The 20700-nt window shown below is 48.3% G+C and carries 18 protein-coding genes; 16 read left to right on the top strand and 2 right to left on the bottom strand.

Annotation, left to right across the window (positions count from 1 at the left end; all coding sequences use genetic code 11):
• The first annotated feature begins 18 nt into the window (after positions 1–18).
• From LRP49_RS02275 to LRP49_RS02255, 5 genes are all read left to right on the top strand, one after another.
• The gene (locus tag LRP49_RS02275; RefSeq protein ID WP_274139890.1) at positions 19–993 is read left to right on the top strand and encodes an ABC transporter permease; all 975 of its coding nucleotides are present in this window, start codon (positions 19–21) and stop codon (positions 991–993) included.
• A 9-nt stretch (positions 994–1002) separates the two neighbouring features.
• Positions 1003–1986, top strand: coding sequence for an ABC transporter permease (locus LRP49_RS02270; RefSeq protein WP_274139889.1), 984 nt, complete (start codon positions 1003–1005; stop codon positions 1984–1986).
• Positions 1983–2942 carry an ABC transporter ATP-binding protein gene (locus tag LRP49_RS02265; RefSeq protein ID WP_274139888.1) on the top strand — a complete coding sequence of 320 codons (960 nt, stop codon included), beginning with the start codon at positions 1983–1985 and terminating at the stop codon, positions 2940–2942. The genes LRP49_RS02270 and LRP49_RS02265 overlap by 4 nt, the downstream gene beginning before the upstream one ends.
• Before the next feature lie 5 nt (positions 2943–2947).
• Positions 2948–3907 (top strand): ABC transporter ATP-binding protein, encoded by a 960-nt coding sequence (locus tag LRP49_RS02260; RefSeq protein WP_274139887.1) that lies wholly within the window; start codon positions 2948–2950, stop codon positions 3905–3907.
• A 126-nt stretch (positions 3908–4033) separates the two neighbouring features.
• Entirely contained in the window at positions 4034–7489 is a 3456-nt protein-coding gene (locus LRP49_RS02255; protein ID WP_274139886.1) for a hypothetical protein, read from the top strand.
• Between the two features lie 142 nt (positions 7490–7631).
• Here LRP49_RS02255 and LRP49_RS02250 read toward each other — a convergent pair whose 3' ends face one another.
• Complete coding sequence (locus tag LRP49_RS02250; RefSeq protein WP_274139885.1) at positions 7632–8864, bottom strand: hypothetical protein; 1233 nt, start codon at positions 8862–8864, stop codon at positions 7632–7634.
• Positions 8865–8975: 111 nt separating this feature from the next.
• Here LRP49_RS02250 and LRP49_RS02245 point away from each other — a divergent pair, with 111 nt between their 5' ends.
• Complete coding sequence (locus LRP49_RS02245) at positions 8976–10001, top strand: permease (protein WP_274139883.1); 1026 nt, start codon at positions 8976–8978, stop codon at positions 9999–10001.
• Positions 10002–10041: 40 nt separating this feature from the next.
• On the top strand, positions 10042–10764 hold the full coding sequence (locus LRP49_RS02240) for a hypothetical protein (protein WP_274139882.1): 723 nt from the start codon (positions 10042–10044) through the stop codon (positions 10762–10764).
• Here the strand turns inward: LRP49_RS02240 and LRP49_RS02235 are convergent.
• On the bottom strand, positions 10748–11092 hold the full coding sequence (locus LRP49_RS02235; protein ID WP_274139880.1) for an ArsR/SmtB family transcription factor: 345 nt from the start codon (positions 11090–11092) through the stop codon (positions 10748–10750). The genes LRP49_RS02240 and LRP49_RS02235 overlap by 17 nt on opposite strands.
• 271 nt (positions 11093–11363) lie before the next feature.
• Here LRP49_RS02235 and LRP49_RS02230 point away from each other — a divergent pair, with 271 nt between their 5' ends.
• From LRP49_RS02230 to LRP49_RS02190, 9 genes are all read left to right on the top strand, one after another.
• Positions 11364–12077 (top strand): hypothetical protein, encoded by a 714-nt coding sequence (locus LRP49_RS02230; protein ID WP_274139879.1) that lies wholly within the window; start codon positions 11364–11366, stop codon positions 12075–12077.
• A 9-nt stretch (positions 12078–12086) separates the two neighbouring features.
• On the top strand, positions 12087–12926 hold the full coding sequence (locus tag LRP49_RS02225) for a transporter substrate-binding domain-containing protein (RefSeq protein ID WP_274139877.1): 840 nt from the start codon (positions 12087–12089) through the stop codon (positions 12924–12926).
• 14 nt (positions 12927–12940) lie between these two features.
• Positions 12941–13789, top strand: a complete 849-nt coding sequence (locus LRP49_RS02220) for an ABC transporter ATP-binding protein (RefSeq protein WP_274139876.1) — start codon at positions 12941–12943, stop codon at positions 13787–13789.
• Positions 13780–14244 (top strand): OsmC family protein, encoded by a 465-nt coding sequence (locus LRP49_RS02215; RefSeq protein ID WP_274139874.1) that lies wholly within the window; start codon positions 13780–13782, stop codon positions 14242–14244. Before LRP49_RS02220 ends, LRP49_RS02215 begins: the two co-directional genes overlap by 10 nt.
• 12 nt (positions 14245–14256) lie before the next feature.
• Positions 14257–15063: a ferritin-like domain-containing protein gene (locus LRP49_RS02210; RefSeq protein WP_274139873.1), complete on the top strand. Its 807-nt coding sequence runs from the start codon at positions 14257–14259 to the stop codon at positions 15061–15063.
• 73 nt (positions 15064–15136) lie between these two features.
• On the top strand, positions 15137–16237 hold the full coding sequence (locus tag LRP49_RS02205; RefSeq protein WP_274139871.1) for an NAD-dependent epimerase/dehydratase family protein: 1101 nt from the start codon (positions 15137–15139) through the stop codon (positions 16235–16237).
• A complete protein-coding gene (locus LRP49_RS02200) occupies positions 16230–18584 on the top strand; it encodes an efflux RND transporter permease subunit (protein ID WP_274139870.1) in 2355 nt (784 codons plus the stop codon). Before LRP49_RS02205 ends, LRP49_RS02200 begins: the two co-directional genes overlap by 8 nt.
• Before the next feature lie 4 nt (positions 18585–18588).
• Entirely contained in the window at positions 18589–19395 is an 807-nt protein-coding gene (locus LRP49_RS02195) for an outer membrane lipoprotein-sorting protein (RefSeq protein WP_274139868.1), read from the top strand.
• A 211-nt stretch (positions 19396–19606) separates the two neighbouring features.
• Entirely contained in the window at positions 19607–20614 is a 1008-nt protein-coding gene (locus LRP49_RS02190; RefSeq protein ID WP_274140094.1) for an alpha/beta hydrolase family protein, read from the top strand.
• Positions 20615–20700 lie beyond the last annotated feature (86 nt).

Here is a 20700-nt window from a genome sequence, read left to right as displayed (position 1 = left end):
GGTGTAGGGGGCGATTGAATGGCATTTCTATTTCGGCGGTTTATGTTCTATTTCTCCGCCTTCTTCATCGCAATTACGTTCAACTTTATGTTGCCTAGGCTGATGCCTGGTGACCCGGTTGAAGCCTTGTTTGCCTCTGCGCAAGGGAGAATGGATCCCGCGCAGATGGATGCTGTTCGCGCTATGTATGGCTTTCTTGATGGAAATATTTTTGAGCAGTATTTCGCCTATATCAAAAGCGTGTTCACATTAGATTTGGGTCCGTCTGTACTGATGTTTCCTATTAGCGTGTCAGAGGTGATTGGAAATGCATTGCCATGGACGTTATTTCTTGCGTTGGGGTCGCTCATTGTCTCTTTGATTATCGGCATCAGTATTGGTACCTATGCGTCATATCATCGTACAGGTTTAGTTGGGCAAATTGTGCCGCCGGTGTTGGCGTTCATTAGTAACTTTCCCTATGTCGTGACTGCATTATTTTTGTTTTATCTGTTCGGGCTGCAGCTTGAATGGCTGCCATTGTCTTACACCTACGATCAGTCCTTGGATCCCGGATTTAACTGGCCATTTATTAGCAGTGTGTTTGAGCATGCAGTGTTGCCCGTTGGTTCTATGGTGGTGGTCGGCATCGCAGGTTGGGTGTTCAATATGCGTAATGCCATGATCAATGTATTGGGCGAAGACTATGTGACCATGGCCGAAGCGAAAGGGCTGAGCAACGGTCGCGTGATGTGGCGATATGCTGGTAGAAACGCCATCCTTCCTGTTGCAACGGCCGTGGCAATGGCGATCGGTTTCTCGTTCGCGGGCTCTATCATGACCGAAGTCGTATTCAACTACCAAGGGCTTGGAAACATCCTCCTTAAAGGCATCGTGGCCCGTGATTACCCGCTAATTCAGGCAATTTTGTTGATATTGGTCACTGCAGTACTTACGGCCAATTTCATTGCTGATCTGCTGTACGTTTGGCTTGATCCTCGGATTTCAAATTAGGTGATGACGATGGATAAGACGATTTCGACAAAGCCAGATAACAGCACGGCAAACCAACCAAGAAAGCCTGTGGCAGGGAAGTTTCGTCGATTCTTCCGTGGTGCTTATGCATTCTTTTATGGCAATCCGCCTGCGATCTTGGGAACACTTCTTCTTAGTATGGTGTTTGCCGGTGCAATATTTGCCAATGTGCTCGCGCCGTATCCAGCAGAGAAGCGCGTGGCGAGACCCCATCAACCGCCAAGTAGTGAACATATCATGGGTACCACGCGAAGCGGTCGGGATGTATTCAGTCAGGTGTTACACGGCGCGCAGAAAACCCTTTCTGTTTCGATTATTGCTGGCCTGATCGCGATGACGTTAGCCGTTATTGTTGGTGTTTCAGCAGGCTATTTCGGTGGCAAGATCGACGAACGCCTTAATTTTCTTACGAATGTTTTTTTGGTATTTCCGCAGCTCCCCTTGCTCATTGTTTTAGCCGCCTTTTTGGGGCAAGTGGGATCTGTGGTTATCACCATTCTTCTCGGGGTGACCTCCTGGCCTTGGGGCGCACGCGTCATTCGTGCGCAAACCATGGCAATACGCAACAAAGAATTCATCTTATCGTCAGAGGCGATGGGAGAATCGAAAGTGCGGATAATTTTGGTCGAGATTTTGCCCAACCTTGTTTCTATTGTATTTGGCGGATTCTTGGGTGCCGTTATCTATGCAATGGGCTCCGAAGCAGGGTTGGGCTTTTTAGGCTTGGGTGACGCGACAGAAGTGAGCTGGGGCTCGATGCTCTATTGGGCGCAAACGTCGTCGGCACTCTATACCGGGGCTTGGTGGGAAATGATGGTACCTGCTCTTGCTCTTGCGATAACGGGCGGTGCGTTGGCACTAATTAATATGTCGATTGATCAGGTCAGCAATCCTAAATTACGCACAGGGCCACATATTAAGCTTTGGAAGAAGCTGAAAAAGGCCGCAGATAAGCGCAGGGGGCTGATGTGACAACGCTATTGGATATTAATAATCTCTGTGTTGACTATGTCTCTCCGAATGGCATTGCTCGTGCGGTCAACAACGTCAGCTTGTCGCTCGCTGAAGGTGAAACACTGGGCATTGCGGGTGAGTCAGGGTGTGGAAAAAGCACCTTGGCATTTGCTATTTCACGTTTGCACAAAGCACCCGCTTTGATATCGGAAGGTGAAATCCTCTACAAAGACGAAGATGTGCTCAAAATGAGCGATAAAGCCCTACGAGCTTTTCGCTGGAATGAAGTTTCTGTGGTGTTTCAAAGCGCGATGAACTCACTGAATCCGGTTATCACGATTGGCGAGCAACTCACGGACGTGATCTTAGCGCATACAGACCTTTCACCTAAGCAGGCGTTAGAAAAAGCGGCTGAACTGCTTCAGGTGGTGGGTATTCACAGCGAACGCCTTTCTGCATTTCCGCATCAATTGAGCGGCGGTATGCGTCAACGGGTAGTCATTGCGATTGCGTTGGCACTTGAGCCGAAACTCATCATTATGGACGAACCGACTACCGCACTGGATGTGGTGGTTGAACGAGAAATCCTGAACGAATTGTATGAATTAAAAGGAAAGTTTGGCTTCTCCATTTTGTTTATCAGCCATGACTTGAGTTTGATGGGCGAAATCGCCGATCGCATCGGTGTGATGTATGCAGGTAATTTGATAGAGCTTGGCGATGCGCAAACGGTGTTTAACCACCCGGAGCATCCTTACACACAAAGCTTGTTAGCGTCTTTCCCCACCATACATGGCGAAAAAGAGCGGTTATACGGTATACCGGGTAATCCTGTGAATCTGCTTGATATCCCTGTCGGCTGTAATTTCCAAGCGCGTTGCGGGCAGTGTTTCCAAGCCTGTAAAGAGAAAGAGCCTGTATTAACACACGTGGGACAGACACATTATGTGTCCTGTCACTTGAAGGCAGGGTGACGCGAATGGAGCCTATTCTTTCCATTGAAAACTTGATCATGGATTTTCGGATTGGGCATTCCGATTCCAATATCATGCGCGCAGTGAATGACGTTTCGTTTGAGCTTAATCGCGGTGAAGCATTGGCCATCGTTGGTGAGTCGGGCTCGGGAAAAAGCACGGGAGCTCGGATCCTTACCCGTATTTATAAAGAAACGGGCGGTAATATTCGGTTTAAAGGACAACCGCTCGCTGACTATGTAAATGAACACGGTGAACTGGAATATGCTCGTCAGGTTCAAATGATATTTCAGGATCCGTTCAGCTCACTGAACCCCGTCCACAATATTTATCATCATTTGGTGCGTCCGTTACTCATACATAAACGAGTTACGAAGAAAGACGCGCGGGAAAAAGTATACGAACTCTTAGAGTTGGTGGGGTTATCGCCTGCTGTTGAAACGGCCGAAAAATTCCCCCATGAACTCAGTGGTGGACAGCGTCAGCGCGTCGCCATAGCGCGTGCACTGGCCGTTGACCCAGAAGTCATCCTTGCTGACGAGCCAATTTCAATGCTCGATGTTTCAGTTCGCCTAGGCATTTTGAATTTGATGGCGGATTTGAAAGACAAGCAGGGTATTTCTTTTATGTACATTACTCACGATATCGCGACGGCTCGCTATTTTGCCGAAAAAACGGCGGTGATGTACGTGGGGCATATGGTGGAGTGGGGAGACAGTGATAGCGTCACGCAAAACCCACAACATCCGTATTCAAAATTACTCCTTTCCGCCGTGCCTGAGGTGGGCCGCGCTGGAAAGCGAGAGTTGTTGGTTAAGAAAGGTGATATCCCGCTTTGGAAACCCGAAAGTCAGGGCTGCCCTTTTTCATCACGTTGTCCGATGGCAACAGATGTCTGCACCGACACAATGCCTGACGCCATGGAAGTGCGAACAGGCCATTTTGCGAGGTGTCATCACCTCTAACAAAAAAAGGTCCAGCGCGAAAAAAAGCACAAGAAGGATCTACGCGCCCGATGCAAGGGACTCTTTTGTATCGGGATTTTTTTGAAATGAAAAGAAAGCGCTTTCTTTTTGTTAGGAACCAAGAAAATGGATAAGTGTTTTACCTTGGCGAGTGCGCCAGTCAAAGGACAGTTTGTTGATATCAAGGGAGAGCGATTCTATCGCATCGAAAACGTCGACCATATGTCTCCGTTCTTTATGAGTGTCGTTTCCGCCAATGACCACTGGTTGTTTGCGTCCTCTACCGGTTGTTTAACGGCGGGTCGCGGGAAGCCAGAAGATGCGATTCTCCCATACCGCTCTGTGGACTTTATTCACGAAAGTGCCGACAACACTGGGCCCAAAACCTTTATTCGTCTGGAAGACGACGGCGGTGATGTGGTGACGTGGGAACCGTTCAATCCGCAACATGATGGAAAATTTTCGCTGACCCGAAATCTCTATAAAAATATTACTGGCGACAAGGTCGTGTTCGAAGAGACTAACCATTCTTTAAGCCTCTCGTTTCAGTACAGTTGGGAGAGTGGGAATACGTTTGGATTTGTGCGCCGTTGTGAGTTGACTGATTTTTCGGGGAATTCGCGTGAGATTGAGGTGCTGGATGGAATTCAGAATATCCTCCCTAATAGCGCGCCAATGCAAGCGTTACAGACCCGAAGTGCGTTGGTCGATGCGTATAAATGGAATGAAATTGTCGCAGGTACATCGCTCGCACTCTATACCATGTATGCGAAATTAAGTGACCGCGCAGATCCGGCCGAGGCTTTGCTGGCAAATATGGTGTTCAGCATTGATGCAGATGAAACAGAAATTCTGTTGAGCAGTCAGCAAATTCCTGCGTTTCGTCGTGGTGATTATATTGATGCAGAAACACTGACGCGTGGTGTTCGCGGCTCGTATTTCCTCCACAAAATGATCACCTTGCCTTCCTCTTCAAGCAACGAATGGTTGATCGTTTTGGACAGCGGAAAAGATCATAAAGATGTAAAAGCTATCGTCCAAGAACTCCAGAACCCTCAGGCGTTGCAAGCAAAAATCGAGCAAGATTGCCAAAAGAACCGTGTAGAGTTGGAATCACTGATCAGTGCCGTTGATGGGTGGCAGTACTCTCACGATGAAGCAACAGCAAACCATCACTACGCAAATGTTTTGTTTAACAGCATGCGTGGCGGAGTGTTTGAAGATGGATATTTGCTGAGAAAAGAAGATGTTCTTCAAACAGCCAAGAACATGAACAGCAAAGTGGTATTGAGGAACACTGCGTTCTATGACGAATTGCCGGAACGCTTTACCCATATAGACCTGATTAAACAAGCAGAGCAAGCCGATGACATTCAGCTTCTGCGTCTTTGTTACGAATACTTGCCGCTAACCTTTGGCCGTCGTCATGGTGATCCGAGTCGTCCTTGGAACCACTATGACATCAAAGTGAAGGACAAAGAGGGGAATCCGCTTCTTGCTTATCAGGGCAACTGGCGTGATATCTTCCAAAACTGGGAAGCACTGGCGTTAAGCTACCCAGACTATCTGCGTTCTTTTATTGCCAAGTTTGTAAATGCATCAACGATTGATGGTTACAACCCTTATCGCATTACCAAAGAGGGCATCGATTGGGAGGTGCTCGACCCCGAAGATCCGTGGAGTAATATCGGCTATTGGGGTGATCATCAAATCATCTACTTACTGAAATTCCTCGAGTGGTCAGAGCGTTTTACGCCCGGGAAGCTGAACATTAGTTTGACGCGTGAGTTCTTTAGTTATGCCAATGTCCCTTATCGTATTGGCGATTCACGCATGTTGTTTGACACGCCAAAGGACACGGTCTCGTTCGATACCCACCTTCAGGAAAGAACCGAAACACTGACAGAGCTGCTTGGTAGTGATGGAAAATTGCTGCTGGACTCAGACAATGAGGTTTATCTGGTCAATCTGTCAGAGAAGTTGCTTGTACCACTGCTGTCCAAATTGAGTAATTGGGTGGTAGATGGCGGTATTTGGCTAAACACGCAACGACCAGAATGGAATGACGCCAACAACGCCATTGTGGGTAATGGCCTTTCCATGGTGACCCTTTATTACATGCGCCGTTATGTCACGCAGCTGCAAAGCTTGTTTGCGACTGCACCGGACAAAATCAGATTATCTGCTGAGGTGGTCGTATGGCTACGCGAAACGCTCGAAATTCTGAACCGTGCGCTGTTAGATGTGAAAAAGAAGACCATTACGCGTCAGACCAAACATAAGCTGCTTACTGAGCTAGTTGAAGTGGCAAGCCGTTATCGTCATCAGGTTTATCATCAACAAGGATTTTCAGGAAAAACGCATATCGACAGGCATGAGATTGAAGGCTTGTTAAGCACGAGCCTGACATTGCTCCATAGCAGCACGATGAGCAACCTGCGTGAAGATGGACTCTTCAATGCTTACAACGTGGTGAAATACAACACCGAAAGTTTGAGTTCGTTGGAACTCTATCCGATGCTAGAAGGCCAAGTGGCGGCATTGAGTTCCGGTGCATTAACGCCGACACAAGCTGTCGCATTGCTCGATAATCTGTTTGCGAGCCAAATGTACCGTGAAGACCAAAAGTCTTTCATGTTATATCCAGACCGCGAACTGCCGGGTTTTATGCAGAAAAACCGGATCCCGACAGAGTCAGCCAAACAAAATGATTTGCTGAGAGAAATGAGTGTTCACGGAGACAAGCGCGTTATTTTTGTCGACGGGGAAGGGGACTTCCACTTCAACCCTAGCTTCGAAAATGTAGGCTTTTTGACGGACGCATTGGCAAAAGTGCGGGATGATTATCCGCATATCCTTGACCATCATTTTGAAGATGCCATCGCTTTGTATGAAGCAGTGTTTAATCACCGTGAATTCACCGGACGTTCAGGCACCATGTTTGGTTATGAAGGGTTAGGGTGTATCTACTGGCATATGGTTTCTAAATTGCTGCTGGCGGTGCAGGAGGTGTATTTTGAAAGCCTAGGTCAAAACCCAAACAGCGCGGAAACCAAACAATTGGCGAAGTACTACTACCGCGTGCGTGATGGCATTGGCTTCAACAAAACGCCGTTGGAGTATGGTGCGTTTCCTGTTGACCCCTACTCACATACGCCGAAACATGCAGGTGCTCAGCAGCCGGGTATGACAGGGCAGGTGAAAGAGGAAATTATTACCCGATTTGGTGAGCTCGGCATTGTGGTTGAAAATGGCGCAATCTCCATCAGACCGTCATTGCTAAAACGCAGTGAGTTCTGCCAAAAAGACGCCAGTTTTACCTTCATTCGTAGCGATGGTGAGAAAGAAACGGTGGCATTGGAGGAAGGTACACTGGCATTTACCTACTGCCAGACACTCTTTGTTTACCGTTTACAGCCTGACAACCATGCGCAAATTGGTGTCAGGGTAGCATCGGGTGACGTTGTGGTGGTGGAAGGAAATCGCCTGCCGGAAAGTCTTTGTACGGAGATTTTCTCTCGCACCGGTGAGGTGGAAAGCGTGCTGGTTGACCTGCCACTTAGCGCAATTTATGACGCATAGTTGAGTGGGGACTGCGGCAAAAATGCTGCGACAAGTACCTATACAACAAGTACCTAAAAAAACAGCCGCTTAAGCGGCTGTTTTTATTCGTATGTGTCCTGAAAAGCTCTGCAAGACGACAGCGTTGTGGGGGAGTGTTTGTTCAAAAATAATACGTAACCATCATTTCGCCGTAGCTGTCTGACTCGAGTCCGAAGAAAAAATCAGACGGTGACAGTGAAGAAAAATCGAATAAGGAAAGGGATAGCTCTATGTTCTGGTTAAGGCGTCGGGTCAATGTTGCTTCCAGAATGTTGCTGTGATGGTCCATATCATGGAGAAGAGAAAGGCTTAATTGGGTTGTGTCTACGTCGTTGAATGAGGTGTGCATAGCCAGTAATAAATCGTGTTGGTAGAGTGAAAGCAGTTCTTCGCCTAACGTGTTGTTAACGTATTCGCCCACCCACCGGATGTCTATGCCACTGCTGAGTACATCAAATGACGTGTACTCACCGCCAATCACATACTGGGTTGTTTTCTCAAAATAGCCGTATTGAGTCGGTGCCTTTGATGTATTCAAGACTTCGAGTTTCGTGAGCATGTTTCCTGCGATCCATTGTACTTCGAGACCGAGTTGGGTCCCGACTGCATAGATGGGTGAAAACTGGCTCGCTTCCAGCAAAAAAGCCGGTTCACGGTTGATGCCATGAAAACCGACCAAAGCAATGTCGACACTGTCGAACGAATAGGCATATCGCGCAGCAAAGCCAGGATAGTAGGCGTCTTGATCGTCTTGCCACTGCGTATGGTCACTGTTGATAGAAAACCCTGAGGATAAACGCTCTTTGTTAGAGCGAAACCGTCTTTTAGGGGTATATGGAAGGTAGTAAACGCTTGCCAGCCCATCACCTAGGTATCCAGAGGCACTGATCAATGGCTGACCTATTTTCGTGTCACCGTCGAAGTCGCTACCAAGATCTCGTTGGTTCAGGATATCGAGAATTTGGGCACCTTCGCTCGCTCCCCAAAATACAATGTCGTATCCCATCGTGATTTCCCATTGTTCGAGATAAACGGCTAAACGGCTTTTGTAAGGATCAAAGAAAGGCGAATCCTCACTGTGACTTCGCACTCTCAAGGCGGGCTCAATGGTTAACAGTGCGTCACTTGAAAGGTCTGAGTGAATGCGTGGAATCATGTCTAGGTGTGTTTGGTTAGACGTTAGACTTTCGGGAGTCTCCCAAAATTGCAGATACCCAAACGAAATTTCCCCAGTAAGAGAGGTTGCCCAAGTTGTTTGAGCCAAGCTTGCTGATGCAATAAAAACTGCCCATAAACGCCATGCTCGTGGTCCTTTCCTTTCCTTCTCACTATTGAGCGGCCGGGTTAAAAACATCCTATGCGTCCTATTAAAAACATCCTATGCGCCCTAATATATCCATATTTCCTGATATATTGAATAATAGTGTTGAGTGATAAAAAGTGAAACCCATGGGAGGGGGAATGTATGACCAGTATTGTTTCTGGGCTGATTAACTTTGGCTATAACCGGACATTTTTAGAGCCGGTTTGGACAGTATTCTTACTGACACTGCTTTCAATCGCGCTCTTAGACCCGCAGCAACTGCCTGTCTCGATTCGGTTTATGGGGAACACCTTTGTCTTAATTATCCCCTTCATTTTGGCGTCATCACTGATTTATGCCTATGTGTCCGCGACACAAGCAGACAGTTTAATTGCCAACGCGCTTCAAGGACGTCAGGCCGTTGTGATTGTAACCGCAGCGATGTTCGGTGCGTTGTCGCCTTTCTGTTCTTGTGGTGTTATTCCTTTGATTGCAGCCATGTTAGCAATGGGCGTCCCACTGGCTCCTGTCATGGCGTTTTGGATAGCAAGTCCTGTTATTGACCCCGTCATGTACCTTTTGACCGCAGGTATTGTGGGTTGGGAGTTTGCAACGCTTAAAGCACTTGGGGCCATTGTGTTGGGATTAACCGCAGGGTGGGCGGTGTATCTTGCTCAACGTGCGGGCTACCTCCAAAACCCATTGAAGCCTTCTGTGACGGGCGATACCACAACGTTGGCCCAGACCGATAAGCCGGTTTGGCGATTTTGGGAAGAGGCCCCGCGTAAGGCGGTGTTTATCGAGAAAACCACCAACATCATGACGCTGTTACTGAAGTGGTTAGCGTTTGCGTTTTTGCTCGAAAGCCTGCTCGTTGCGTATGTGCCAACCGAATGGGTGGCGTCGTCATTTGGGGGAGATACGAATACGCCCATTCTTTGGGCAACCATCATTGGCGTTCCCGCCTATATCAACGGCTATGTGGCTGTTCCGCTAATTGCGGAGCTTATAAATAAAGGGATGCAGCCTGGGGCTGGCATGGCATTTTTGATTGCTGGTGGCATTACGTCTATCCCCGCAATGATTGCCGTTGTCGCAGTTGCGCGTATTCAGGTTGTTATTTTCTATGTGGGCTTCGCGCTTGTAGGTTCGTTTGCTTGGGGGCTTATCTATCAACTGTGGGTGTAAGTTTGGTGAGGGGCTCTAAGAGCATGGAGATTGTAAAATAGTGGCGTGGAGTGAGTGGAACATCTTGCTGGCGTCTTTCGTTCAGCCAACCGTCACTACAATCATTTTCTTTGTGTCGTCGGCGGCAGTCAGTTTATTGCTTGCACTGATATATGTACTGTGTGGCCGGAGCGCTCATAGATCAGTGCGTATGCTCGCGGGGTTGTCTATCGAAGTGTCCCGCGGCGTGCCTACGGTTGTGTTTGTTCTGCTCATGGGAAATATAGGGTTGGCTCCCTTTTTCTCAGGATGGGATATAGAAGGTGCCATTCCGGGTGTTGCGTGGGGGTTTGGTGTAACCGCCATTTTCATTGTTATTGGATTGGCGTATTCAAGTTCTGGGCATTTGGCAAGAATTATAGAAGCCGCGATATCCACCATTAAACCCGACACGATGGAGTACATGGCAACGCTTCATCCTAGTATGTGGGTCAGGGTGAAGCTTATCTTCCTTGAGTGTGCGCCTGCACTTATTCCTACTGTATCAGCAAGATTGGTCCACCATCTCCACAATACGGCGTTTATCTCTATGTTTCCGATCACGGGCATTTTTGCCGCTATGCGCACGGGCGTTATCGAGACTGCACGGGTCATCCCGTATCTTGCCTTCGCGACCTTATTGTTTATCTTGCTGGGTTCTGCCATTCATATCGCGGCAAAGCAACTGGTTAAACGATTGCAGCATCGACCTGATGTGAAGGGGACTTTCAGTCTGACTGAGTGAATCCTTTTTGAAGACTATTGACTAGCTCATTGACCATGTCGCTTTCACCACCGCAGCAGTGTTCAAGCAAAAAGGTGAGAAGCAATCCGATGGTGTCCATATTGACGGAGTAATGGATCATGCGTCCTGCTCGTTTACGTCGCACGAGTTTGGCATTGTGGAGAATTGAGAGGTTAGTAGACATGGTGTTTTGTCGAATGTTCAATCGCTCTGCTATCTCACCCGACGAGAGGCCTTTTTCCCCGGCTTTGATCAGAAGCCTAAACACATCGAGTCTTGTTTCCTGCGCAAGCGCAGCGAATATCTTTGCTGATTCTTCTGAATTCATAGTTATAGAAATTGCTGTGAATAATAGTCAGACCGTGAGTTAGCGTCACCAATTGCATTTACACCTCCGATGCATTGTAAACCTTGACGTTATCAACACATCGGAGGTGTGGCTAAGTGAATACTAACATGCCATCACCAAAAACACACAGTTTCATAACCCATTGAGCTGGTGAACCATTCTTGCTTATCTCATTTTTGATATCCATATATCGGTATATCTCGATATAATGAATATATGGATATCTTTACACGCGGATTGAAATTGCCGCGTGAAAGTCTGGGGCAGGAGGCTTCGGCAAATGGAAGGCGTCTTTGACATTGCTCAGAAGATGATAATTGGTTTGCCGCATGCTCAGCCTGGAGGCCTTGTGCTGACATGGTGTTTGTTTCTTTCAACGATTGTTTTGTCAGTACCGCTCTCTTACATATTGGTATGCGTGTGTAGTAAGCGACCGTTTTTTCAGATGGGATCCGGGGGTGGTTTTGCGCTACTGAGAGCAATACCGCCTTTGGTGATTATTTTTACAATCGACTTTTTTTTGCCATTGGAAACATTTGTAAAGGGTATCTTGGCACTCACGCTCTACTCCATGTCTCATCTGGTGCCGATTTTTGACAAGTATCTTCATCTGTACCCCGACAACCTCGCGCGGGTAGAAAATGTGTTGAAACTGGGGCTGCTGCCCCGTTATGCGAGGCTCAGGGCTTACTGGGTATTTAAAAAAAGTTTCCCTGCAATACATACGCATTTTGTTTCGCTGTTCAAGGACACCAGCATCGTCATTTTGATTGGATTGCTTGAGTTGAGTGCGCTGACAAATTTGCTCGCAAGCCGTGCATATCGCCTTTCTGACTGGCTGATCATCTTTGCTATTTGCTCTGCCCTTTACTTTTTCAATGTGCAGCTATTGAACCTTGTTGGTCAGAGGCTGCGTCACACCGTCTTTCGGTCAACACACAGAATGACCCGAAGCATCAACTAAGGAGAGTTTATGTTCCGAAGAACAGCCTTTTTTATCACCGCATGGTTGGCTCTTTTTTTTTCGCCAGTCCAAGCAAACGAAAACGGGTCGGTTATCGACAGAGTGAAAGAGCGGGGTGAGATTGTGGTTGGTATCCGTCAGGACAACCCGCCTCACTCCTTCATCAATGATAAAGGTGAATGGGTTGGATTTGATGTCGATATCGCGAACGCAGTTGCCGATAAGTTAGGGGTCGACATGAAGCGTGTCCCCGTGGATGAAATTACCCGTATCACCTACTTGCAGAACGGCAAGATTGATATGGCTGCCGCTTCAATGAGCCACACATGGAAACGCGATGATGCCGTGGATTTCTCACAAACCTATTTCTGGTCAGCGCAAACCTTTTTGGTGAGGAAAGACGGTGCTAACTCACTCGATGATTTGGTGGGTAAAAAAGTGGGGATGAACCGGGGGAGCCATTCTATTGGTAACTGGAAACACTGGTTGGAAAAGAACGGTCATCCGGTCAATGAGGAAGACATCATTGAGTTTGGAAACAAACAGATAGCCATGAATGCCGTGTTGTCAGGGAAAATCGATGGGTGGGCAGAGGATGCAGAAGTCTTGGCGAGCTACGCCAAGCCAAATCCGGAGCTAACAGTGCTGAGCGGAGAAGCGATTGGCATGAAACAAGACGGCCTGGGTGTCATTGAAAATGATAGCAAGATGCGCGATGCCATTAATCGCGCCCTACAGGAAATTGAATCCAGCGGCGAATATCTGACTATCTACAATCGCTGGTTTGGCCCAGACAGCGAAACACCGATGCCACTAGAAAACCGTATTGAGGTTTGGCCACAAGGCTAACTGGGGAGATGCCAATGTTCTCACGTCAATCGCTACCAGCACCCAACCTCTCAAAGCCCGCGTTGTTGCTTCAAGATGCCAAGGTGCAATTCGCAGCTGATGCGACATCAGGGGTGTTCAGTGGCTGGTTTTCCCCGCCTCCCGCGCAGGATTCAGTGGCTGTGTTAAACGGCATCAATCTCTCCGTTCCGTCGGGGGCTTGGTACATGTTAGTGGGTCCCAGTGGGTGCGGGAAGTCGACGCTGCTTAGCGTATTGAACAACTTAACGCCGCTCAGCAGCGGTCACGCTTTGAAGTTTGGTGTGCCAGTGGATTGTTGGTGCCGTAAATGGGAGTGCTGCCCGGGCACACGCACTGGCACAGTGTTTCAAACCCCAGCACTATTTGAGCAACTAACGGCACTGGAAAACGTCTGCATGGGCTTCGAGTGTCGCGAAAAAAGCGCGTTACTTGAGAAACAACAAAAAGCACTAGCCGTCATGGAAGAGTTAGGTATTGCGCGCTTTGCAAACCGTTATCCGCCTGAGCTGTCAGGTGGTCAGCAACAACGTGTGTCTATTGCGCGAGCACTCGCTGGAGAACCGGACTTGTTGCTGATGGATGAACCTTTGTCAGCACTGGATGAAGCTAACGTCCAAAAAGTGAATGAAATCCTGCTGGCGCGCCAGCAATCAGGCACCACGATATTGATGGCATCCCACCGGCTGGATGGTTGTTTGGAAGCCTGCACCGCCAGAGTGGACATGAAAGACGGCGTTGTGACGGCCATTAGTGCCTGTAATCACCTGCCTTCGGCAACAGAGAACCAGGATGCTGTTGCTTTTAACCTTCCCAATACAAGGAATGAACGTGTATGGAACTGAAATCGAAAGATACCCGATTGTTCGATGTGCAGTTGACCTATCAAACGGATTACCTGTTCAAAAATGTCGCCAGTGAGCATGGCAACCAAGCGGGTGAACCTTATATGAGCGATGAGCCTGACCCCGTGGGTACCAACAGCGGCCCATCTACACCTGCATTGCTAGGAAGTGCAGTTGGACATTGCCTATCCGCATCACTGTTAGAGCATATGCGCTTTCATGGAGCTAAAACGGACGAAGGCTGCATCGTTACCGACGCTCAAATTACCGTACACAAAGGTGAAGAAGGCTACCCGCGTATCAGAGAAATCAATGTGACGATTATGGCGAATGATGGAGGTGGCTTAAGCAGTCAGAACCGCGCTTCAATCGAACGGAATTTCAAGAAGCACTGCACTGTCTCTGCTTCTTTGTCTCCCGCTTTCCCTATCAACGTCACTGTCCAGTGGACATGAAGGAGAAAAGACGTGTCAAACCTTATGAGTGAAACGCAACGTGTTGAAAACCAAGCTTACAAGGACTTGTTAGCGTATGTGGTCACCAACACAATCTCGGGCGAAATCATGGCGGTAAACAATTACACCACCATGGTTCCGCTTATCGAAGATGTGGATGAAAAAATCCATGTTGTAAAACAGGCCAGAGATGAAGGAGGGCATATCAATGCGCTCTCGAAACTCGGCAAACACATCAACTTCCCCACCATGAAAACCATGGTTGAACCGCAATGGAAGGAGATTGGTCGGTTCGTTAAAGAGCGGGCGCGAGAAGGGGATTTAACCTCCTGTATTATTGCCCAAGACATCATGGTGGAAACCTTCGCAACAGTGGCGTACACCGCGCTGCAACGTAATACCGATAAGCACACCACCAGTCTAGCGGCGAGCATTTTGCTCGAAGAAATTGCACACCTACAGCATGGTGTTGACGAGATTCATCGCATGCTCGACAAGGATGCGGAAGATGTACATCGCTCGTTTGAGTTGGCCCACAAAGCCGTGATGCCAGCCATGATGAGCATGGTGAACTACAACTGTTTTAGCCTGTGTGACCAGCTGCAAATCAAGTGCTCAACCGTATCGCTTGGCGTGATTGAACAGGATTTGGATCAACTGCGCATAGATGCCATTGATACCTACATGGAGAAAATAGACCGTATTGGACTCGACCCAAATCGAGTTGCCCCTTTGCTCTCCTCACTGGTTGATGATGATGCCTCCAAATGGCAGCCAAAAGACAAAGCCGATATTTCTGGAAACCGTTGCTGTCATTAATGACGGATTGCCGGGCGACAGCTCTATTTCGTCATAGAGCTATTTCGCCTGGCGTTAACAAGGACGAATGCTAATGCGAATTCTTGTGTTAGGTGCAAATGGATATGTAGGACGCTTGGTCGCTGCGGCGGTACTTATGGAGGGTTGCCATCAGCTTGTGATTGCATCCAGAGACCCTAATTCATTTGACGAACTGCAACGTGACATCATCAAACTGGCCAGGGATACATTAGATGCCTCAGAGGAAAGCTTAGCGGCGAGCGATGCAGAGATAGCAGCACTGTTCACGACAGTGCATTTTGATGACAACTTGTTTGATGCCCCAGAACTTGATGGGGTAGATATGGTGATCAATTGCATCGGTTCCGTGGAGTATTTCAACGAAGAAAACCTAAACGCAGTCAATGTGGTGCTGACCAGTTGGATATTGGAACAATCGAAAGCAAAAGGGATCGACAAACACATCTATATTTCCACCGCATTTGCACCTGCAGTCAGCGAAGGGGCGATTGAAGAGCGCATTTACGGTGATGAAGGTGATGATCCTACCTTGTACACCCAAACAAAACGCAAAGCTGAGCAACTCGTTTCAGCTTCCGGCCTTGATTACCTTATCGTGCGCCCCTCGGTGGTGATTGGCGACAGTCGCACGGGGCTATATGCAGGAAAGCGTTATGGCATTTACCAATTGTGGGATGGTGCCAAGCGCCTGCTTCCGGGTCACATCGATGTAATGCGCCTTGCGTGCCCCGAAGCGCGCATGAATTTTGTTCATCAAGATGCAGTGATCGCCGTAATGCGGCATGTCCTCGAAAAACCATTGAATGGTCAGATTATCAACCTCGCTTCGGATTCTTCTCAGGCACCCACCATGAAAGTGCTCTGGTCACTGTTGTTTGAGGAGATCGGTCAGCCAGATTCCTTGGAGTGGGCTCCCACCAATGATGCACTCGATTATCGCGGCCTTTCTACGCGTGTTCGTGCCTTCAATGCGTTTTGTCGAACCAACTTGGAAATTGCCAGCCGTAACTGGATGTTCGACCGCACCAGTATCAATGCCATGAAAGCAGAGGGGCTGCAATTTGCAGAGGCTCAGTTGACGAGTATCCGCATTTGCCAGTCGCACTTTATGACTTTGTACAATGAAAAGAAAGGACGGGTATTTAATGAGTGAGTATCGAGATGGAACGTCAGGTGTAGAGCAATGGTTGATGCGGTTAGTGTCATCCGTATTAACCCATCCGAAAATTGCGCTTATTGTGGTACTGGGTTCACTCTTGGTGCTGGCTGGTGGTCTGGCTAAGCTGGAAGTGAACAATTCAGCCCGTGTATTTCTTGCGGTTGGTTCGCCGGAAAAAATCGCGCTCGACGAGCTAGAAGCCAACTATTCCAAAGATGAAAACGTCATGTTTGTCGTGGTTCCACCCGAGGGTGAATCCGCTTCAAGCCCCAAAACATTAGGCCTTCTTCGGGCACTGACTGATGAATTATGGTTCTCACCGTATGCTAGAAAGGTCACGTCACTGGTGAATTTTATCGACCCAGTGGCGGATGCTGATGGCGGTGGAATGATCGTCGATGACCTTATCCTTTCCGGCGAGGAAAGTAGCCTAGAAGCCCAGCAGACACTCACGCGCTTTTTTCAAGAACGGCCTGATGTCATGGGAAATCTGGTGGCCAAAGATGGTCAGGTGGCGACGGTGTTCTTGACGGTGGCGATGTCGAGTGATGACTTGCGAGCCGTGAAGAAAGTCGCGCTTCATGCTCGTGAACTTCAAAAAACCTATTTGGAACAATATCCCGATTACCAAATCTATCTTACAGGACTGGTGATGCTCGACTATGCGCTGACTGAAGCCAGCGATGCTGATTCAGGGTCATTAGTGCCAGCCATGATCGTATTGGTTTTGGTACTAATTGGTGCCTTGTTCCGAGCAGTTGTTCCCTCACTGGTGGTGCTGATGGTGATTCTATGCAGCATCATTGGTGCAGTTGGGGCGGTGGCTTGGATGGGGTTTCAGCTCAATACAGCGTCGGGTGCTGCACCGCTCATAATTCTGGTGTTGGCGGTGGCAAATGCCGTACACATCATCGCTAAAACCTATCACTTACGGCAGAACATGCCTAAGGTAAAACCGCGCAATGTGGTACTTGGTGCCATGGCCTACAACGTGATTCCACTTTCCCTCACCAACCTGACAACCTTTGTTGGGTTTATGAGTCTTAATTTCTCAGATGTCGAGCCGTTTGGAGAGCTAGGTACTATCGCCGCGTTAGGTGTTTTGACCAGCTTGGTCATCAACTTAACCTTGACACCACTGGTATTGAATACGTGGCTGCAACGACGTAAAAAACCCTTGCCAAGGCTGCCCAAAATTCACTTTGGTCAACTCGCTATGCGAGTTTGTGGTAATGCTCGTTGGATCTTATTTGTGTTTTCTACGTTGGCAGTGACTGCGTTACTTGGGTTGCAACTCATCCATTTCAACGACAATTTTGTTGAGTATTTTGATGACAGAAACAGCTTCCGTGTGCAGACGGATCTGGTTCAGGATCATTGGGGCGGAATGGGGCTGATTGAATACTCTTTCGATGCGCCAGAAGGCAAAACAGTCGCTGACCCTGATTATTTGAAACAGTTGGATGCCTTTGCTGAATGGCTCCGTACTCAACCTCATGTCAATGCAGTGATTGCATTGCCGGACCACCTTGCCAGATTGCATCAAGCGTTTAATAACACACCGTATCCGGTGCTGCCCGATGACCCTTATCTCAGTTCTCAACTGTTAACCACCTATGAGATATCCGCACCCTATGGTCACAGCTTAAGTGACCGCGTCACGCCGGACTATCTGTCATCCCGCATGTCAATCATGACGGACAATCTGTCGTCGGCAGAAACCATCGCCATTGAGAAAGCAGCGAATGCGTGGATGCAAGAACATGCACCCTTGTTGTCGGGAACGGCAGGTACCGGGTTATCCCTTGCTTTTGCGTATGTGTCAGAGCGAAACAGCTTGTCGATGCTGATGGGGAATCTCACGACCATTATTACGATTTCGTTCTTGCTGTCGTTGGCTTGGCGTTCATGGAAAATGGGAATTTTCAGTTTGGTACCGAATCTGCTGCCTATTCTTATTGTGCTTGGGATCTGGGGCTATTTTGTCGGTGAAATCAACCTCGCCGTCTCAGTCGTTGGTGCCATGGTTATGGGCATTGTGGTCGATGATACGGTTTACATCCTCACCAAATATCAGTACTCACGCCGTAAGGGCAATTCGGTCGAACAGGCGGTCATCGATGTCTATTCCGGTGTGGGGTTAGCGCTGTTGGTCACAACGCTTGTGATTGCGCTTGGCTTCGCGGTGATGGCGACATCGAGTTTTGCAATTAATGCCAATTTGGGGTTGTTGGCGTTTGGTGTGGTGATTACCGCGCTACTTTACGATTTTCTCTTTGTTCCCGCACTGCTGATCACCGCCGATAAGACGATGCGCCAGCACACGATTCAGGAGGTATGAGCGCGTGAGACATTTAGCATGGATACTGGCAGTACAGATGATACTCTCGACCAGCGTGGCGGCGAATGACGGCGTCTCTGATGGAGCAAAAGGGCGCGCAATTGCCGAGAAAATGGATAAATCCTACAGCGGCTATGGTACGTCTAGCGCAGATGGAGAAATGATCCTGTATCTTGGCAATCGTGAAGTGAAACGATCGTTTCGCAGTCTCACCTTGGAAGACTTGGGTAATACGCCAAATGAATACAACGTATTGGTGTTTGAGTCCCCAGGCGACATGAGAGGGATTGCGCTGCTCACACATGCCAAAACAGAGCCAGAGGATGACAACCAATGGTTATACCTTCCCGCAGCTTCGCGAACCAAACGGATTTCCAGCTCAAATGTGTCAGGGAAGTTCGTGTCGTCTGAATTTTCGTATGAAGATTTGGCAAAACAAGAAGTGGATGAGTACACCTATAAGTGGTTGCGAACAGAAGCCTGTCCGGATAGCGCATTGAACTGCGAAGTGATAGAAACCTATCCCAAGAACGAAAACTCTGGGTACACCAAGCGGGTGATATGGGTGGATACCCAAGATTTCAGAGCGCAGAAAGTGGCGTTCTATAATCGCCGTGGTGTCCATGAAAAAACCTTGGTGCTGTCAGAATATACCTTGCCAGAAAATGGTCGATGGCGGCCGCTTAATCTAAATATGACCAACGAGTTGAACGGGAGAAGAACCGTGATGACATGGTCAAATTATCAATTTGGCGAGCCGCATGGGAAGAAGGACTTTATGAGCCAGCGTTTGAAAGCACTCGCCCGTTAGCATAGAAAAATTGGGGCATTTAAGAGCACCACTAAATGCCCCACGCATCCCGTCAAAATTGTCATTTTTCGCTATCGCTACCGAAAAACGGGCACCTGAATCCTGTTTTAGTACGTCCTCGATCCTGTTCTAGGTCGCGTGGTTACTGGCTTTTCGTCATTCTAGACTCAGTTTGATGAGCAGAAGGAAAACTACCGTGAAGCCGTTGCTAATGACCCTCATTTTTATCATATCTAGCGTACAGACCGTGCAGGCGGAGTCCGTTGGGTTTACGCAAATCACAATGAACGATGATCTCAATCGTCCACTTAGTGTGTTCATTTGGTATCCGACCAAGCAGAAAAATCCCATGTCCAAATTGGCAGAAAACGTCGTGTTTGTCGGCACTGATGTAGTGAAAAATGCGGAGCCCAAAGACACGACTTCGCCGCTGATAGTGATGTCTCATGGCTATCGAGGAAGTTGGCGTAACCTCAATTGGCTCGCGCATAAATTTGCACAGCAAGGTTATGTGGTTGCCGCGCCCGATCACCCTGGCACAACCACCTTGGACCAGTCACAAGAGAGCGCCACGCAATGGTGGCAAAGACCAAGAGATCTGAGCCGAGTGTTGACCTATATGCTAGAGACAAGCGCATGGCAAGGCCAGTTAGATGCATCAGATGTGACGGCCATTGGTCATTCGTTAGGCGGATGGAGCGTAATGCAACTGGCAGGGGCCGAATTCGACCGAGAAACGTTCAAGATCCAATGCGAAATCTTTCCTAACCCACGTGTATGTGGCTTGTCTGACGGACTAGGGTTAAGCAACAAACAGCCAAATGAACCTGAGCGGAATCGGTTTGTGGATGATCGAGTGAAAAAGGTGGTGAGCCTGGATTTAGGGATGGCGCGAAGTTTTTCACCAATGAGTTTAAGCAAGATTAAAGCACCGGTATTGATTTTGGCTGCGGGGATCGACATCGGAGACCTTCCGCAAGCGCAAGAATCAGGTTACCTCGCAGAACATATTCCTTTGCAAATCAGACGCTACAAAGTCTATGAACAAGCAGCCCATTTTAGCTTCATGCAGTTGTGTAAAACAGGAGCAGTTGCGTTGTTAAATCAAGAAGTGCCAGGCGATGGGATAGTCTGTCTCGATGGAAAGGGCGCAAAAAGGGAAAGGCTGCACAACCAAATCTTTCGTGATGTGGTTGGGTTTGTAGACGCCAAAATGTAGGAGGTTACAGAGCCGGGAGGTGTATAAGAGATCAGATACAAGGTGTATAAAAGTCTCATTAGTAAACCAAATGACCAGCAAAAATC

The organism is Enterovibrio qingdaonensis, from assembly GCF_028683135.1.
Taxonomy (GTDB): Bacteria; Pseudomonadota; Gammaproteobacteria; order Enterobacterales; family Vibrionaceae; genus Enterovibrio; species Enterovibrio qingdaonensis.
Note: the sequence above shows the minus strand (reverse complement) of the source record. Positions and strands in the feature narration are given on the sequence as shown.

Excerpts from the sequence above, each read along its gene's own strand:
- LRP49_RS02225 (WP_274139877.1), top strand. The coding sequence starts at position 12,087 with ATGTTCCGAAGAACAGCCTTTTTTATCACCGCATGGTTGGCTCTTTTT.
- LRP49_RS02200 (WP_274139870.1), top strand. The coding sequence starts at position 16,230 with ATGAGTGAGTATCGAGATGGAACGTCAGGTGTAGAGCAATGGTTGATG.
- LRP49_RS02270 (WP_274139889.1), top strand. The coding sequence starts at position 1,003 with ATGGATAAGACGATTTCGACAAAGCCAGATAACAGCACGGCAAACCAA.
- LRP49_RS02215 (WP_274139874.1), top strand. The coding sequence starts at position 13,780 with ATGGAACTGAAATCGAAAGATACCCGATTGTTCGATGTGCAGTTGACC.
- LRP49_RS02255 (WP_274139886.1), top strand. The coding sequence starts at position 4,034 with ATGGATAAGTGTTTTACCTTGGCGAGTGCGCCAGTCAAAGGACAGTTT.
- LRP49_RS02220 (WP_274139876.1), top strand. The coding sequence starts at position 12,941 with ATGTTCTCACGTCAATCGCTACCAGCACCCAACCTCTCAAAGCCCGCG.
- LRP49_RS02190 (WP_274140094.1), top strand. The coding sequence starts at position 19,607 with ATGACCCTCATTTTTATCATATCTAGCGTACAGACCGTGCAGGCGGAG.
- LRP49_RS02245 (WP_274139883.1), top strand. The coding sequence starts at position 8,976 with ATGACCAGTATTGTTTCTGGGCTGATTAACTTTGGCTATAACCGGACA.
- LRP49_RS02205 (WP_274139871.1), top strand. The coding sequence starts at position 15,137 with ATGCGAATTCTTGTGTTAGGTGCAAATGGATATGTAGGACGCTTGGTC.
- LRP49_RS02235 (WP_274139880.1), bottom strand. The coding sequence starts at position 11,092 with ATGAATTCAGAAGAATCAGCAAAGATATTCGCTGCGCTTGCGCAGGAA.
- LRP49_RS02250 (WP_274139885.1), bottom strand. The coding sequence starts at position 8,864 with ATGTTTTTAACCCGGCCGCTCAATAGTGAGAAGGAAAGGAAAGGACCA.
- LRP49_RS02260 (WP_274139887.1), top strand. The coding sequence starts at position 2,948 with ATGGAGCCTATTCTTTCCATTGAAAACTTGATCATGGATTTTCGGATT.
- LRP49_RS02275 (WP_274139890.1), top strand. The coding sequence starts at position 19 with ATGGCATTTCTATTTCGGCGGTTTATGTTCTATTTCTCCGCCTTCTTC.